15 protein-coding genes are annotated in these 15,516 nt (G+C 68.8%); 10 read left to right on the forward strand and 5 right to left on the reverse strand.

Annotated features, from left to right (window positions below; genetic code table 11):
- Both AB4Y67_RS16325 and AB4Y67_RS16330 read right to left on the reverse strand, forming a co-directional pair.
- A partial coding sequence (locus tag AB4Y67_RS16325; RefSeq protein WP_441406809.1) for a M43 family zinc metalloprotease occupies positions 1–1,486 on the reverse strand: 1,486 nt, incomplete at its 3' end.
- A gap of 608 nt (positions 1,487–2,094) precedes the next feature.
- Entirely contained in the window at positions 2,095–3,276 is a 1,182-nt protein-coding gene (locus tag AB4Y67_RS16330) for an ROK family protein (RefSeq protein WP_441406810.1), read from the reverse strand.
- Between the two features lie 102 nt (positions 3,277–3,378).
- On the opposite strand from AB4Y67_RS16330, the gene AB4Y67_RS16335 reads away from it, so the two are divergent.
- From AB4Y67_RS16335 to AB4Y67_RS16355, 5 genes are all read left to right on the forward strand, one after another.
- A complete protein-coding gene (locus tag AB4Y67_RS16335) occupies positions 3,379–5,085 on the forward strand; it encodes a glycoside hydrolase family 13 protein (protein WP_441406811.1) in 1,707 nt (568 codons plus the stop codon).
- A gap of 14 nt (positions 5,086–5,099) precedes the next feature.
- A complete protein-coding gene (locus AB4Y67_RS16340; RefSeq protein WP_441406854.1) occupies positions 5,100–6,062 on the forward strand; it encodes an aldo/keto reductase in 963 nt (320 codons plus the stop codon).
- Between the two features lie 167 nt (positions 6,063–6,229).
- Complete coding sequence (locus AB4Y67_RS16345) at positions 6,230–7,093, forward strand: HpcH/HpaI aldolase/citrate lyase family protein (protein WP_441406812.1); 864 nt, start codon at positions 6,230–6,232, stop codon at positions 7,091–7,093.
- Between the two features lie 25 nt (positions 7,094–7,118).
- Complete coding sequence (locus tag AB4Y67_RS16350) at positions 7,119–8,069, forward strand: DUF2797 domain-containing protein (RefSeq protein ID WP_441406813.1); 951 nt, start codon at positions 7,119–7,121, stop codon at positions 8,067–8,069.
- Positions 8,070–8,107: 38 nt separating this feature from the next.
- Positions 8,108–8,332 (forward strand): DUF3188 domain-containing protein, encoded by a 225-nt coding sequence (locus AB4Y67_RS16355; protein WP_441406814.1) that lies wholly within the window; start codon positions 8,108–8,110, stop codon positions 8,330–8,332.
- On the opposite strand, the gene AB4Y67_RS16360 is transcribed toward AB4Y67_RS16355, so the two are convergent.
- Positions 8,322–9,983, reverse strand: coding sequence for a SulP family inorganic anion transporter (locus tag AB4Y67_RS16360; RefSeq protein ID WP_441406815.1), 1,662 nt, complete (start codon positions 9,981–9,983; stop codon positions 8,322–8,324). The two genes, AB4Y67_RS16355 and AB4Y67_RS16360, sit on opposite strands and share 11 nt — an antisense overlap.
- Positions 9,980–10,357, reverse strand: coding sequence for an ArsR/SmtB family transcription factor (locus tag AB4Y67_RS16365; RefSeq protein ID WP_441406816.1), 378 nt, complete (start codon positions 10,355–10,357; stop codon positions 9,980–9,982). The genes AB4Y67_RS16360 and AB4Y67_RS16365 overlap by 4 nt, the downstream gene beginning before the upstream one ends.
- 144 nt (positions 10,358–10,501) lie before the next feature.
- Between AB4Y67_RS16365 and AB4Y67_RS16370 the strand changes: the two genes are divergently transcribed.
- Genes AB4Y67_RS16370 through AB4Y67_RS16385 form a run of 4 tightly spaced genes read left to right on the forward strand, consistent with a single transcriptional unit; the run spans position 10,502 to position 13,831 of the window.
- Positions 10,502–10,981, forward strand: a complete 480-nt coding sequence (locus AB4Y67_RS16370; protein WP_441406817.1) for an FAS1-like dehydratase domain-containing protein — start codon at positions 10,502–10,504, stop codon at positions 10,979–10,981.
- A 2-nt stretch (positions 10,982–10,983) separates the two neighbouring features.
- Entirely contained in the window at positions 10,984–11,421 is a 438-nt protein-coding gene (locus AB4Y67_RS16375) for a MaoC family dehydratase (protein WP_441406818.1), read from the forward strand.
- Positions 11,422–11,436: 15 nt separating this feature from the next.
- Positions 11,437–12,714, forward strand: coding sequence for an MFS transporter (locus AB4Y67_RS16380; RefSeq protein WP_441406819.1), 1,278 nt, complete (start codon positions 11,437–11,439; stop codon positions 12,712–12,714).
- Positions 12,715–12,763: 49 nt separating this feature from the next.
- Positions 12,764–13,831: a UDP-N-acetylmuramate dehydrogenase gene (locus tag AB4Y67_RS16385; RefSeq protein ID WP_441406820.1), complete on the forward strand. Its 1,068-nt coding sequence runs from the start codon at positions 12,764–12,766 to the stop codon at positions 13,829–13,831.
- A 23-nt stretch (positions 13,832–13,854) separates the two neighbouring features.
- Here the strand turns inward: AB4Y67_RS16385 and AB4Y67_RS16390 are convergent, their stop codons facing one another.
- Positions 13,855–14,331, reverse strand: a complete 477-nt coding sequence (locus AB4Y67_RS16390; protein WP_441406821.1) for a hypothetical protein — start codon at positions 14,329–14,331, stop codon at positions 13,855–13,857.
- Between the two features lie 69 nt (positions 14,332–14,400).
- Here AB4Y67_RS16390 and AB4Y67_RS16395 point away from each other — a divergent pair, with 69 nt between their 5' ends.
- Entirely contained in the window at positions 14,401–15,507 is a 1,107-nt protein-coding gene (locus tag AB4Y67_RS16395) for a winged helix DNA-binding domain-containing protein (protein ID WP_441406822.1), read from the forward strand.
- Positions 15,508–15,516 lie beyond the last annotated feature (9 nt).

Below are 15,516 nucleotides of genomic sequence, written 5' to 3' on the forward strand. Positions count from 1 at the left end.
CTGTGTTGACGTCGGGTCGGGCCTGGTTGGCGGTGAAGGGGTATCCCTGGGTTTTGCCGTCGGGTGCGGTGACGTAGATGTGTACGGGGATTGACTGAGCTGGGGTGCCGGGGTCCAGGGTCCAGCCGCGGATGGTCAGGGCCGCGCCGGTGGAAGTTGCGATGATTCGGGTCACGTCCAGGGACCCCAGAGGCGAAGGAACGCCGGCGATAGCGTGGCTCTTACATCCCAGCGAGAGATTGTCGAACCTGCCGATGGCGTACGCGCACACTTGGTAATTTCCTGGGGCACTCACGCCGATGGTCTTGATGAAACCGTGGTTCGTGCCCAAACCCAAGACCTTATCCACGTCTGGGCGGGCTTCGTTGGCCAAAACTGCGTAGCCTGTCTTCACACCATCCGGGCCGGTGACATATATGTGGGCCTCGGTGGCAACCGTCGGATCTGCCATATCTACAGCCCAACCCGCCACTTTGAGAGACGCACCAGAGGCCGTTTTGCCGAAGGTAAGGGCGTCAAAACTTCCCTTCGGGACTTGGACGGCCGTGATCGTGACCCCAGCGCCGGAGTTGGAGATCCAGTCGATGGTTACGCGGGTTCCGGCGTGGGTGGTGAAGGTCTGTCCCGGCTGCCAGGTCTGGTTGTAGCTGTAGTAGCCGTTGAAGGTCGTGGTGCTGGGTTGCAGGGCGATGGAACCTGCGCCGGAGGACTGGACGACCTTGACTCCGCGATTGCCGCCGAGCGCCGTTGCGGCGTCGTTTCCCACGGGAAGACGGAGTTCGAGATAGTAGGCTTCGCCGCTGATGGGGTCCGTGAACTTGATGGCCCGGTTGTCGTCCGCGCTTCCCCAGGCCTTCAACTGATAGGAGTTCTTGCCGGACGCCTTCCCCAGGTCCCTGACCTCATTGCCGGAGCCGAAACCACCAAATTCATAAGTGGGGGAGCTGACTACCGGCTGGCTGACCTGCGACACTCCCATCAGGTCAAGGTTGTCCTTGTATTCCTCGATGCTGCACGAACTGTTGGCGAATGACCCATCTGGGTTGCTGGCGGTGTCCACTGCTCCGTTGGTGCAGCGGAGCCTGTTGGCGTGCATCAGCCCCAGGACATGCCCGAACTCGTGGGTGAGGACGCTCTTGGTAAGCGTCGCCGGGAGCGGCATGAGGACTCGTCCGCTGGTTCCGTTGTAACTCCAGCCCGCCCCGTAGGCCCCGTCGGAGAGTGTGGGTGTGGAGACGAACACCACGAGGGCCGTATAGGAACTGGGGACCCACCCGATTTCTCCGGCGATCGTGTTCATCATCGATGAATAGCTCTGCGTGGAGGTCGCCTTGCTCGTCCTGTTTTCAACGCTGGCAACGCTCATGGACAGCCGGCCGTTCGACATGGCCTGCCAGTACTCGCTGCTCGTGTTGATTGCGGCCCGCGCGGCCGCCTCCGGGATGCTCGCTTGCCGGTCGGCCAGCTGGACCATGACCAGCTTCACCTTAATGTCGCCTCGCCGGGAAAGTGAGTACGCCTCCGTGGAACTCTTCCTGGCGGTGATGCCCTTGGGGCCGGTGGGTAGCGGAGTTTCAAACGTGTGATCGATAAACGGTTTGTCCCCGGAAGCCTCGGAATATACGGAATGACCGTGCGCGGACTCCGGGCTCGCGCTCGCGCTCACGGGCGCGGGCGCGGGCGCCTGCGCCGGACCGGACGCAGGCAGAGATGCCGGCGTCGGGCTGGCCGTGGCTGCGGGGGAGGCAGCCGGGGCCGGCACGGACGCCGGGGTCGCCGCAGGCGACGAGGTCGGGGTCGGGGCCGCCGACGGATCAGCGAGAGCAGTCGAGAGCGGCGCAGCGGTGAGCGAGGCAAGAGTGACGACTAGCGCCGCCAGAAGCGCCGTCGTCTTCCGTATTGAATTCACAAGGTGTCTTTCATGAGACCGCCGCCCCACTGAATGCTCAGCGGGGCGGCCGGGGAGACCGGGAAGTGAGGTCAGTCTACGGACGGCACACCGGCAGATCCGGCAACTTGCACCAAACTTTCGTCTTAGGTAGCGAATCGTTGCCTAATCTTGAGCAAAGTCCATGGTCCCGCAAAGCGCCGGTCCTACTGGCCGAGCTCCAGCTCCAAAGCGTTCGCCTCGACGTAGTCCAAGGCGTGCCGGATCGCGCCGACCGTGACAATGGAGTCACCCAGCGGCGAGACGGTCACGCGCGGGGGCGTCGCCGTATAACGGGGGAGCAGGGCAGTGATCCCGGGCAGCAGCGCCCCTGCTGATTCAGCCACGGCGCCGCCGACCACTACCTGCTCGGGGTTGATGAAGCTCGCTACGGTGGCAATGACCCGGGCCATCCGGTCCGAAATCCGGTCCAGGATGGCCAGCGCCGCGGGATCCCCGGCGGCGGCATCCTCAAAGACGCGCCGCGCGCTCGCCACGCCGCCGCCGGCGGGACCACCGCCGGCCGCCGACCACTGCCGGGCCAGGCTGGCGATGCCGTCGCTGGAGCCGACGCCCTCCACGAGGTCCAGGTACCCCATTTCACCGGCAGCGCCGCCGCGGCCGTGCAGCAGCCGCCCGGACTCCAGCACCCCGGCGCCCAGGCGCTCACCAGCCAGCAGCACCACCAGATCGTCGACGCCGGCCCCGGACCCCCGCCAGCGTTCGCCGAGGGCGGCAAGGTTCGCATCGTTTTCCAGCAGCACCGCCCAGCCGTGCAGCTCCTTCAGCGCCGCGCGGAGCCCGACGTCGAACAGGCTCCAGAAGTGCTGGGTCCCCAGCACCTTGCCGTCACGGTCCACCGGCGCTGCGATGCCCGCCCCGACGGCTAGGACCGTGCCGGGGCCGCTCCCGGCGGCCGCCAGCGCCTGCCGGCAGGCGCGGTCAACGACGCCGATCCGCTCCTCGGCGGGGATGTCCGTGGCCCGGAAGCTTTCGCTGGAGCGCCCGACGACGGTGCCGCGGAGGTCCGCGACTGCCGCGGTCGTGGTGGCGGCGCCGATGTCGATGCCCAGCACGAAGCCGGCCGTCGCATTGAGCTCAAACCGCCGGGCGGGACGCCCCTTGCGCGGGCCCAGGGGCTGTTCCTCGCCGCGGGGGTCCAGCTCGCGGATCCAGCCGCGCCGGATCAGGTCCTCGCAGACGGCGATCACCGAGGCCCGCGTCAGCCCTGTCCGGGTCATCAGCTCGGTCCCGGTGGCCACCTCCGTGGTCCGGACGGCGGCGAGCACCGACTGGGCATTCACCCGGCGCAGCAGCTGGGGTGTGGCGGCGGCTGCCGTCGGCTTCAAATGTTGACCTCTCCCGGATCCGGACCCATAATTGTTCAGGCAATATATTTACCTTGTATCTAAATTACCAGAGCCCCAGTTCCGAGCCCGGAGGATCCCCCTTTGTCCAACACCGCAACGCTGGCCACCCTGTCCGGTTCCGACCTCGCCGCCGATCCCAACTGGTGGCGCCAGGCGTCCGTGTACCAGATCTACCCGCGCAGCTTCTCCGATTCCAACGGTGACGGCCTCGGCGACATCAAGGGCATCACGGCGAAGGTCCCGTACCTGAAGGAACTCGGGATCGACGCCGTCTGGCTCAGCCCGTTCTACCCCTCGGCCCTCGCCGACGGCGGGTACGACGTCGACGACTACCGCGACGTCGACCCCAAGCTCGGCACGCTGGCGGACTTCGCTGAGATGTCCGCAGCCCTGCACGAGGCCGGCATCAAGCTGATCGCCGACATCGTTCCGAACCACTCCTCGAACCGCCATGCCTGGTTCAAGGAAGCCCTCGCGTCGCCGAGAGGTTCGGACGCGCGGGAGCGCTACATCTTCCGGGACGGCCAGGGCGACAACGGCGAAATCCCGCCGTCGGACTGGGAGTCCGTCTTCGGCGGTCCCGCCTGGGAGCGCATCACCGAGCCGGACGGCACTCCCGGCCAGTGGTACATGCATATCTTCGCCAAGGAGCAGCCGGACCTGAACTGGTCCAACCGCGAAATCCGCGACGACTTCCTCAAGACCCTGCGCTTCTGGTCCGACCGCGGCGTGGACGGCTTCCGCGTGGACGTCGCGCACGCCCTCACCAAGGACCTCACCGAACCGCTGCTGTCCAAGGCCGAGCTGAGCGTGGCCAACAGCGGCACTGACGGCTTCGACGACGGCTCGCACCCGTTCTGGGACCGCGACGAGGTCCACGAGATCTACGTCGAATGGCGCGAGGTCTTCAACGAGTACAACCCGCCGCGCACCGCCGTCGCCGAGGCCTGGGTCCACGCCAGCCGCCGCGGCCGCTACGCGAGCCCGGAGGGCCTGGGCCAGGCGTTCAACTTCGACCTCCTGCAGGCCGACTTCGACGCCGAAGAGTTCCACGAGATCATCACCCGCAACCTCGCCGAGGCCGCCGAGTCCGGCGCCTCCTCCACCTGGGTGTTCTCCAACCACGACGTCGTCCGGCACGCCACCCGCTACGGCCTGCCCAAGGGCGGCGGCAAGCACGCCAAGGGCCAGGACGGCAAGGGCTGGCTGCTGGCCGGCGCCCCGGCTGAGGAGCTCGACGTCGAACTCGGCCTGCGCCGCGCCCGCGCGGCCACCCAGCTGATGCTGGCGCTGCCGGGCTCCGCGTACCTGTACCAGGGCGAGGAGCTCGGGCTGCAGGAAGTCGCGGACATCCCGGATGCGGAGCGCCAGGACCCGACCTTCTTCCGCAACAAGGGCGTGGAGATCGGCCGGGACGGCTGCCGGGTTCCGCTGCCCTGGGCCGCCGAGGGCAGCTCCTTCGGATTCGGCGACGGCGGCGCGCACCTGCCGCAGCCGGCCTGGTTCAGCCGCTACGCCGTCGCAGCCGAGGACGGCGTCGACGGTTCCACACTTGAGTTCTACCGCCGGGCACTGAAGCTGCGCCGCGAGCTGCAGACTTCGGAAGAACTGGAATGGCACACCGCGGCAAGCCCCGACGTGCTGCACTTCAGCCGCCCCGGCGGCTGGCAGACCGTAACCAACTTCGGTGACATGCCCGTCGAGCTGCCCGCCGGGACGGTGCTCCTCAGCAGCGGACCCCTGGACGGGAATCTCCTGCCGGGCAGCACCACCGTCTGGCTGCGGTGAGCGCCACGGACGGAATGGTGGCAGCAGGCCAGCCGGCCCGGGAGCTGATTTATGGCTGCATGGGCCTTGGCGGCAGCTGGTCGTCGGAGCCGTACTCGTCCGCGCACGTGGACGAGGCGGCAGCCGCCGTCGATGCCGCCCTCGAAACTGGCATCACCCTCTTCGACCATGCGGACATCTACCGTTCCGGCAAGTCCGAGGCGGTGTTCGGCGAGGTGCTGGCCGGCACGCCGGGGCTGCGCGAACGCATCCGGCTGCAGACCAAGTGCGGCATCCGGCTCAACGAAGACGGCCTGAAGGGCTACTACGACCTGAGCCGGGACGCCATCCTGGCCCGCGTCAACGAAAGCCTCACCCGGCTCCGCACGGACTACGTCGACGTGCTGATGCTCCACCGTCCGGACCCGCTGATGGACCCCGCGGAGGTTGCCTCCGCCGTCGGGCAGTTGATGGCCGAAGGCAAGGTCCGGGCGCTGGGCGTGTCCAACATGTCAGGCGCGCAAATCGAGGTCCTGCAGGACCGGCTCGAGACCCCGGTGGTCGCCAACCAGCTGGAGATGAGCCTGCTCAAACGCGCTTGGCTGGAGAGCACGGTGCTGGTCAACCACGCCGAGGGCACGGACCATAGCTTCCCGCACGGCACGGTGGAGCACTGCGTCCGGCACGGGATCACCCTGCAGGCCTACGGCGCCCTCGCCCGGGGCCTCTACACCGGGGCGCCGGCCCCGGCGCCGTCGGCAGCGGAGGAGGCAACCACCAGGCTCGTAGTGCAACTGGCGGCGGAGAAGGAGACCACCGGGGAATCGATCCTGCTCGGCTGGCTGATGAAGCACCCGGCCGGCATTGCCCCGGTGATCGGCACGGCCAATCCGGACCGCATCCGCGCCTGCGCCGACGCGGCCGCGGTGGCAGCATCCATGACCCGGACCGAGTGGTACCGGCTCTGGGTGACGGCGCGGGGCAGCAACATCCCCTAGCGTTTCTGCCGTCCCACCCGGCTGACTGGCAGCTAAGGCCGTTTTGGGCGCCCAAAACGGCCTTAGCTGCCAGTTCCTTGGGCGGGGACGTGATTTTGGTCGTATTGGTCGCTTCCGAGGGCCGGAATACTTCGCGGGAGGCACCCCGGAACGGTTAGCGTAGATACATGACCTCCACAACCACCGCCGGGACCGTCCGGCCTCAACGCAACATTCCGGCCGAAATCGCCCGCTCCTGGCTGCTGGTGAACGCAATGAAGACCGAACTCTTCGACCAGTCGGCCGTGTCCCGCGCGGACGCCATCATCCTGGACATCGAAGACGCGGTGGACCCCTCCCAGAAGGACGCCGCCCGCGCCAACGTCGTGGACTGGCTGACCGCCGGCGGCACTGCCTGGGTCCGGATCAACGACGCCACGAGCCCCTTCTGGGCCGACGACCTCGCCGGGCTCCGCGGCACGCCCGGCCTGCTCGGCGTGATGCTCGCCAAGACCGAGTCCGCGGACCAGGTCACCGAAAGCTTCCACCGCATGGACGGCAAGACCCCGGTCATCCCGCTCGTCGAGTCCGCCGTCGGGATCGAGGAGGCCAACAACATCGCCAGGGCCCAGGGCGCGTTCCGGCTCGCCTTCGGCTCGGGCGACTTCCGCCGCGACACGGGCATGGCCGCCACCCCCGAGGCCATGGCCTACCCCCGCGCGAAGCTGGTCGTGGCCAGCCGCGTCGGCAACCTGCCCGGCCCCATCGACGGGCCCACGGTCGGCACCAACCACCCGATCCTGCGCGAGCAGACCGGCATCACCGTCATGATGGGCATGACCGGCAAGCTCTGCCTCGCCATCGACCAGACCCACGTCATCAACGAGGTCATCAGCCCGACGCCGTCCGACGTCGCCTGGGCCACTGACTTCATGGCCGACTTCGAGGCCAACGGCCGCGTCATCCGCGACGGCTCGGACCTGCCCCGCCTGGGCCGCGCCGAAAAGATCATGAAGCTCGCGGTAGCCTTTGGGGTGCAGCCGGCCCTCTAGCCAGCCCCCGAACCAAGGAGACCCCGTGACGGATACAAGCTATCTGGTCCACGGGGTCTTTTGGGATGCTGAACCGGACGAACCGGGGATAGCCGGAACCCCCGACGACGGGCACCCGGTGATGCGCCTGCAGGACCCCGACGGCGGCTGCACGGACCTGCCGCTCCGCGCCGGCACCCGGCTGGGCTTCCGCCTCGCGGCAGCGGGGAAGTACTGCCTGGGGCACCACCAGGTGCACGGGCCCGCTGACCGGGACCACGTCCTCTGCCCGGCCAGGGCACTGGCCGTCAAGGGCAGCCAGTGCGAGCGGTGCTTCGTGGTGGACGATTCCCGGCTCATCCACGATTTCCACCGCGGCGGACGCGTTCCGCCCGGGCTGCGCGCCTACCTGATGCAGCCGCATTGGCTGTACGTCGCCACCTTCGCCGGCGGCGCCAGCAAGGTGGGTACGGCCGCGGACCTGCGGAAATGGAAGAGGCTCGCCGAACAAGGCGCCGTCGTCGCCCGCTACGTCGCCCGCGCCGACGACGGCCGGGTGGTCAGGATCCTCGAAGACATCGTGACGCGCGACGCCGGCCTTCCGCAGCAGGTCCGGTCGGCTGCCAAGGCCGCGGCCCTGGCCGGGCCGGCCCCCGCCGCCGAACTCGATGCCGTGAACAGCAGGCTTGCCGGCGGCGTCCGGGACCTGTTGGTCGGCGCCGGGGACGGCGGGTTCGAGGTCGTCGACGAGCCCTGGCAGCGGCCGGGCCTCTCGGATGCGGCGTGCGCGCCGGCCGTCCGGCACGCCTACCCGCACGAGCTCAGCACGGGAACCCACGGGTTCCGGATCGACTCGCTGAGCGGCAGCATCGCACTGGCCAGGCTCGACGGCGCCGACCTTGAGTTCGTCGTCAACCTTGGGCAGATGAAGGCCCGGACCATCGAACTCGGCGACCACGGCTCGGAAGTTCCGGCGGTCCAGGAGTCCCTGTTCTGAGCGGCAAACCGAGACCAACGGCCCAGTAGACTGGCACGGTGCTGAAAGAATTCTGGGACTCCGCGTCAACCACCTACAAGGTGCTGGTTTTCAGCGCCATGGGCATGCTCGGCGTCGGCATTGTCCTGAACCTGATCGGCAACAGCTCCGGCAACCAGGACCTCGCTGTTGCCTCCCTCGCCGTCATCGGCGTCGGCCTGGTCCTGCACATTGCCGGGATCGTGGTCCGCGGCCAGACGATCCGCAAAAACCTCAAACGTTAGCGGCGGCGTTCCGGCGCACGTGGCTGCGGGCATGCTCCACGGCCTCGGGCAGGGACGTGAACAGATGCTTGTGGTGGCGCAGTGAACGGATCACCCCGACATTGGTCACCAGCTCGAGGTGCTGCGGCTGGACACCCTTCAACAGGACCGTCACCCCGCGCAGCTCCAGCGCCGAGATGACCTCCACCAGCGTGTGGGCTCCGGTGGCGTCGAGCATCCGCACCTGCGACAGCCGGATGATGGCCACCTGGATGTCCTTGACCTGGCTGATTTCCTGCAGGACGCGTTCCGCTGCGCCGAAGAACATGGCCCCGTCCAGCCGGAGGATCGCTATGTGTTCGTCCCCGGGTTGGCGTGCTCCCGGGATTTCCTCCCGCTTGACCCCGCTGAGTGACGCGAACTTTCGCAGCGTGAAGAGGGCCGCGGCGACCAGCCCGATCTCGATGGCCACGATCAGGTCGAAGACCACGGTGATGAGGGCCGTCAGGACGAATACAAAGGCGTCGGCGCGGGTGGAGCGCAGGACGGCGGTCACCGTGTGCATCGAGACCATCCGAGTGGCCGTGACCATCAGGATTCCGGCCAGGACCGCCAGCGGGATCTTCCCGACGAGTCCCGCCGCCAGATAGATGATGGCCAGCAACACCAGGGCGTGCACCATTGCGGACAGCCGGGTCCGGGCGCCGGAGCGGACGTTGACGGCGGTCCGGGCGATGGCGCCCGTGGCCGGCATGCCGCCAAACAACCCGGCGGCAACGGAGGCGAGCCCCTGCCCTGTGAGCTCCCGGTCCGGGCTGTACGTCCCGGAGGGCCTGCCGTCGGGGCCGACCATGCCGGCAGCCACCCGTGCGGAGAGCAGGGATTCGATGGCGGCCAGCATCGCGATGGACACCGCAGGCATCAGCAGCCCGCCCACCGCGTCTGGATCGAGGGCCGGTACCGACGGTGCGTTCAGAGAATCCGGCAGCGCCCCGATCCGGGGGATGTCCAGTTGCAGCAGCTCCGCGGCCACGGTGGCCAGGAGCACTGCGATCAGGCTCGCGGGAAGGGCCTTGTTCAGCTTCGGAAGCAGGATCATCACCGCGGCGACGACCGCGACGACGCCGAGCGTCTGAAGCACCGTGGGGAGGGTGGCCCCGGAGACGGCCTCGACGGCGGCCAGCACGGTATTGTGGCCCGGTGTCCCCTCGGTGCCGGTGGCCATCGGAACTTGCTGGAGGAAGATGATTGCGGCGATGCCGAGGGTGAAGCCCTCCACCACGGGCCACGGGATGAAGGCCACCGCCCGGCCCAGGCCGCTGATGCCCAGGATGACCACCAGGAACCCCGCCATCAGCGAGACCAAGGGGATGCTGCCGGCGCCGTGGACGGCGACCACCGGGGCGAGCACCACCACCATGGCTCCGGTGGGACCGGAGACCTGGACGTGCGAGCCGCCCAGGACAGCCGCCACCAGGCCGGCCACCACGGCGGTGATGAGTCCCGATTCGGCGCCGACGCCGGAACTCACCCCGAACGCCAGCGCCAGCGGCAGGGCCACGATCCCCACGGTGATGCCCGCCAGCAGATCCGTTTTCCAGGAGGAGCGAAGCCCGTCGTAGTCACGGCGGGACGGCAGGAACCGGCGGAGGGGCGCCCGGGCGGGACTCATGAATCGGAAGCGCTGAGATGCTCGCTCGGCAGTCCCTGTGCGAGCTTGAGCTGCTCATTGGAATCGGCCAGGCTGTCGAGGAGGAAGGTCCGGGCGATGGCCAGCAGCTCGGCGATCTTCGGATGCGCCAGCCGGTACGTCACGGCGTTGGCGGACCGGGACGAGCTCACCACCCCGTGGCGCCGCAGCGTGGCGAGATGCTGTGACAGGTGGGACGCTTCGAGGCCGGTTTCGGCCAACAGGTAGCTGACGGGCGCCGAGTAGTCCGGCGCCGCGGACAGCAGCTCGAGCACCCGGATCCGCGCTGGATGGGCGAGGGCCTTGAACAGGTTCGCCTTGATCTCGTACAAGGGGGTTTGAGCGGCTGTAATCATCGCTGCCTGTCCTTTCTCATCGCCGCAATTCCAGGGCCGGCCATGAATTGATGAAATGATGTTTTCATCATACCGCAGTTCGCCTTTCTATTCACCCCCGTCATCGTCGCAGGTGGCCGGGCGGCGTGGCGATAGGCTGGATCCATGACTATCAATCCGGATCTGCAGGGGCGCAGCTACCCTGCCGCAGAGGTGTACGACGTCGGCCGCGAGAAGATCCGCGAGTTCGCCCGCGCGGTCAAGGCCACCCACCCCGCGCACTTCGACGTGGAGGCCGCCGCGGCGCTGGGGCACCGCGACGTCGTGGCACCGCCGACCTTTGCGATCATCGTCGCCCAGCGGGCCGACGCCCAGCTGATCGAGGACCCGGACTCCGGCATCGACTTCTCCCGCGTGGTCCACGCGGACCAGCGCTTTGTCCACCACCGTCCGATCGTGGCAGGGGACCGGCTGGTTGCGGAACTCCACGTCGACGGCGTCCGTGCGATGGGCGGCGGGGCCATGATCACCACCCGCTCGGAAATCTTCGCCCTTACCGCAGGCGCAGCAGCGGCCGGCGACGATTCGCGTGAAGCCGTCGCCACCGCCACCTCATCCATCCTGGTCCGCGGAGAGGGACAGTAGCCATGACCCCCACATTCTCAGAACTCACGGTCGGCCAGGACATCGGCAGCCGCAGCATCGACGTCACCCGCACGGACCTCGTCAAGTACGCCGGTGCCTCCGGCGACTTCAACCCCATCCACTGGAATGAGGCCTTCGCCACCAGTGTGGGACTGCCCGGCGTGATTGCCCACGGCATGTTCACCATGGGCTCCGCCGTCCAGCTCGTCACCGACTGGGCCGGCGACCCCGCTGCCGTCGTCGACTTCCAGACCCGCTTCACCAAGCCGGTCCCGGTCGCCGACACCACCGGAACGCCGGACGCCGGCGCCGTGATCGAGATCAGTGGAGCCATCGGGGCGCTCGACGCCGAGGCAGGCACCGCCCGCGTCGACCTTACGGTCCTGTCGGCCGGCCAGAAGGTGCTGATGAAGGCGCAGGCCGTCGTCAGGCTGGCCTGACCGTATGGCGCTGGAATGAGCGTGAGCACGGGCCAGTCCGCCGAGGTCACCCACTGGCGTAACGCCGTAGTGGCCGCCTACGCGGTCAGCGGCATCGCGTTCGCCACCTGGGTGTCCCGGTTGCCGGCCATCCGCGACGGGCTGGACCTCACCCCGGGGAACATCGGGCTTCTGCTGCTGTGCATGACGCTGGGGTCTTTCATCTCGGTCTCCGCATCGGGGCTGATCGTGCTCAAGTTCGGCTCGAAACAGACCATCCGGATCGGCAGCATCATGGTGGGCGCCGGACTGGTCCTCGCGGGCCTGGGAACCTCCGTCCTGGTCAACCCGCTCGCCGTCGCCGCGGGACTGGCCGTGATCGGACTCGGCACCGCCAGCTGGAACACCGCCTCGAACGTCGAGGGTGCCGCCGTGGAGCGCGCCGTCCGCCGGCACATCATGCCGCGGCTGCACGGCGCCTTCAGCCTCGGCACTGTTGCCGGCGCCGGTGCGGGCGCCTGGGCCGCGGGAGCCGGGGTGCCCGTCTTCTGGCACTTCGGCGCCGTGGGACTGCTCGTCGCAGGCTCGGTCGCGACTGCCGCATCGTGGTTCCGCGCCGACGTCACTCCGGTGGAGGGCGGGCAGACCTTCAAGCCGGCCGAACTCGACACGTTCGAGGATCCCTCCACCGGGCCGATCCCGATCATCCGGCCGGCCCCGGACCAGCCCGATCAGCCGCTGGACAACAAACGCCAGATCGCCCAGGCCTGGCGGGACCGCCGGACACTCCTGCTGGGCGTCCTCGTGCTGGGGCTCGCCCTCGCCGAGGGAGCAGCCGGGGACTGGGTGGCGCTCGCACTTGCCGACGGCCACGGCCAGTCCGACGCCGCCGGCGCGGCCGGGTACGGCCTCTTCGTCACGTTCATGACCATAGGCCGGTTCGCGGGCACGGTGGTCCTGGACCGCTTCGGCCGCGTCCCGGTGATGCGCTGGTGTGCTGCCCTGGCCGTGCTGGGCCTTGGCTTGTTCGTCTTCGCGCCGGTGCCCTGGGTGGCCTATGTGGCCCTCGCGGTGTGGGGACTGGGCGCCTCACTGGGCTTCCCGGTGGGCATGTCCGCCGCCGCTGACGACCCGGTCAAGGCGGCCGCCCGGGTCTCCGTGGTGTCCACGATCGGCTACGGCGCGTTCCTCTGCGGCCCGCCCCTGCTGGGCCTGCTGGCGGAGCACGTCGGCATCCTGCACTCCCTGCTGGCCGTGATGGTGATGCTCGTTGTCAGCTTCCTGCTCTCCCCGGTGGCCCGGAAGCTCACCTGACTTCGACGGTGCTTAGGGGTGCGCAGCGGAACCCGGCTAGGCTGGTCGGGTGACCCAGACTCTGCTTTCCGCCCTGACCACGGCCGCCGTCGGCGGCCCCGCCGGCCGTTTCATCGAGGCCCGCACCGAGGCCGAGATCATCGAGGCCGTCCGTTCCGCGGATGCGGCCGGCGAACCGCTGCTGATCATCGGCGGCGGCTCCAACCTGCTTGTGTCCGACGACGGGTTCCCCGGCACCGTCCTGAAGATCGCGTCAGAGGGCTTCACGGTCAGCGCGGAGGACTCCTGCGGCGGCGTCGCCGTTGTGGTGCAGGCCGGCCACAACTGGGACGCGCTGGTGGAGCACGCGGTGCGGCACGCCTGGTCCGGCATCGAGGCGCTCTCCGGCATCCCCGGCGCCACGGGGGCCACCCCGGTCCAGAACGTCGGCGCGTACGGCTCGGACGTTTCCCAGACCATCGCCGCCGTGCGGACCTGGGACCGGCACCGCAACGCCGTGCAGACCTTCACCAACTCGGAGCTGAAATTCGGCTACCGCGATTCGATCCTCAAACAGACCACCGTGAACGGCTCCCCGCGCTACGTCGTGCTCACGGTCGAGTTCCAGCTGCCCCTGGGGCGGATGAGCGCCCCCGTCCGGTACGCCGAGCTGGCCCGGGCGCTTGGCGTCGAAGCCGGCCAGCGGGCCTATTCCAACGATGTCCGGCGCGAGGTGCTGCGGCTCAGGGCATCCAAGGGCATGGTGTGGGACGCAGCGGACCGGGACACCTACTCCACCGGCTCGTTCTTCACGAACCCGATCGTGCCCGCAGAGGTGGCAGCCGACCTGCCCGAAGGCGCGCCGCGGTACCCGGGCGGCGCCGACGGGCTGACCAAGCTCTCCGCGGCCTGGCTGATCGACCAGGCCGGCTACGGCAAGGGATTCGGGCTCGAACCGGACAGCGTTTCCGGCGGCCGGGCCTCACTGTCCACCAAACACACCCTTGCCATCACCAACCGGGGATCGGCCAGCGCGGCGGACCTGCTGGCGATCGCGCGTGAGGTGCGCCGCGGCGTCGTCGAACGCTTCGGGATCGAACTTCATCCGGAACCGCTGCTGATCGGCGTGGAGCTCTAGGACACACCGCTACTGCCGGGCGGTCAGTTCCTGCCGCGGTGCGGGGAGACCTTGCTGAAGAGCATAAAGGTGAAGCCGGACGCGGCGGCGCCCAGGAAGAACACCTGGCAGAACGCCACGGACTGGACGCTGGGTCCGCTGCGGAGCAGGAAGCCCGCAAGGGCGAAGACGACAGCCCCGGCCAGCAGGGCCACCGAGCCGAGCAGGAAACTCTGCACGGTGTCCGGCAGGCCCCCCGGTTCCGGGCTCTCCGGTGGTCCGGCGTCGGACACCCGGGGCCGCGGCTGTAGCGAGGCCGCAGTGACGAAGCTGACCACCGCCACAGCCATGGACACCATTGCCACGAGTTGCATGGTGCTCATCATCGGCGAGAGCCGTGTTCCGCTGGCAATGGCAAGGGCGAGTCCGGCGGTCATGCCGGCTGCGCTGGATGCCCAGCCCAGCAGGGCCAGCCTCCTGCTCAGGGGCCGCAGCAGCGGCCACATCTCACTCATGGTCATCCAACAAGGGTAGGCAGTCCGGCTGGAAGGCTGCTGGGAACCAGCCGTCAGGAGTCCTAGCATGGGTGCATGACAGCAACGGCGCGCGTCCGGCTCAGCCGGGGGATCCTGGGACGGCTGCGGCTGGCGTCGCAGGGCCTGGCGGGGTCCGGGTTCCGCAGCGCGGCGGCAGCAGTGCGCTGGATGACAGCGATGCAGGCGCAGGACCTGCAGGCCGCCCTCTGGGCAGTCGGCCAGCGGGTGCCGGGTTCCCGCGTGGCTGATGTCCGCAGCGCCCTGGACCGGGGGGAAATCGTCCGGTCGTGGCCGATGCGCGGGACACTGCACCTGATGGCTCCCGAAGACTTGAAATGGATGCTGGCCATTACCTCCGATCGGCTGATCCGGGGCATGGCCGGGCGCCACCGGGAGCTCGACATCGATGCTGCGGACGTCGATGCCGCGGCGGAAACCGCGCTGCAGCTGGTCTCCGGCGGGGCGGCCGCCAGCCGGGCGGAACTGTTCCAGGCCTTCGAACAGGCGGGCCAGTCCACGGCCGGCCAGCGCGGCATTCACCTGCTGGGGATGCTGTGCCAGCGGGGCTGGCTGGTGCAGGGTCCTCTGGCGGGCAACCAGCAACTTGTCGTTGCTTTCGACGACTGGATCACCGAGTCGCGCGTCCTGGACCGTGCGGACGGCATCGCCGAGTGGCTGCTGCGTTATCTGCGCAGCCACGGGCCCGCCACGGAACGCGACTTTTCCTGGTGGTCCGGCATCCCCCTGACAGAGGTCCGCACGGCACTGGCCCGGGTGTCGGACCAGTTGGTGGAGTTGAAGTTCGAGGGGACCAGCTACTGGCTCTCCCCGGAGACGGCTGCACTGCTCGACGACGGCGTCCCCGCGGGCCGCCTGCTGCTGGCACTGCCCGGATTCGACGAATTCCTGCTCGGCTACACGGACCGGTCGCTGGTGTTGCCGCCGGAGCATGCGAACAAGATCGTGCCGGGCGGGAACGGCGTATTCCGGAAGACGATTGTTGCCGGCGGCCAGGTCGTCGGCACCTGGGACGCGTCCCGCAACGGCGGGGCGATGGTGGTTGTTCCCGAGCCCTTCGACGACGTTAACGGACTGCGGCCCGCCGCCCAAAGATCCTTTGAGCTGCAGGCCGCAAAGTACCGGAGATTCCTCGGTACCTGACGTGGGTGG

The sequence above is a fragment of the Arthrobacter sp. YAF17 genome (genome assembly GCF_052113365.1).
Taxonomy (GTDB): domain Bacteria; phylum Actinomycetota; class Actinomycetes; order Actinomycetales; family Micrococcaceae; genus Arthrobacter.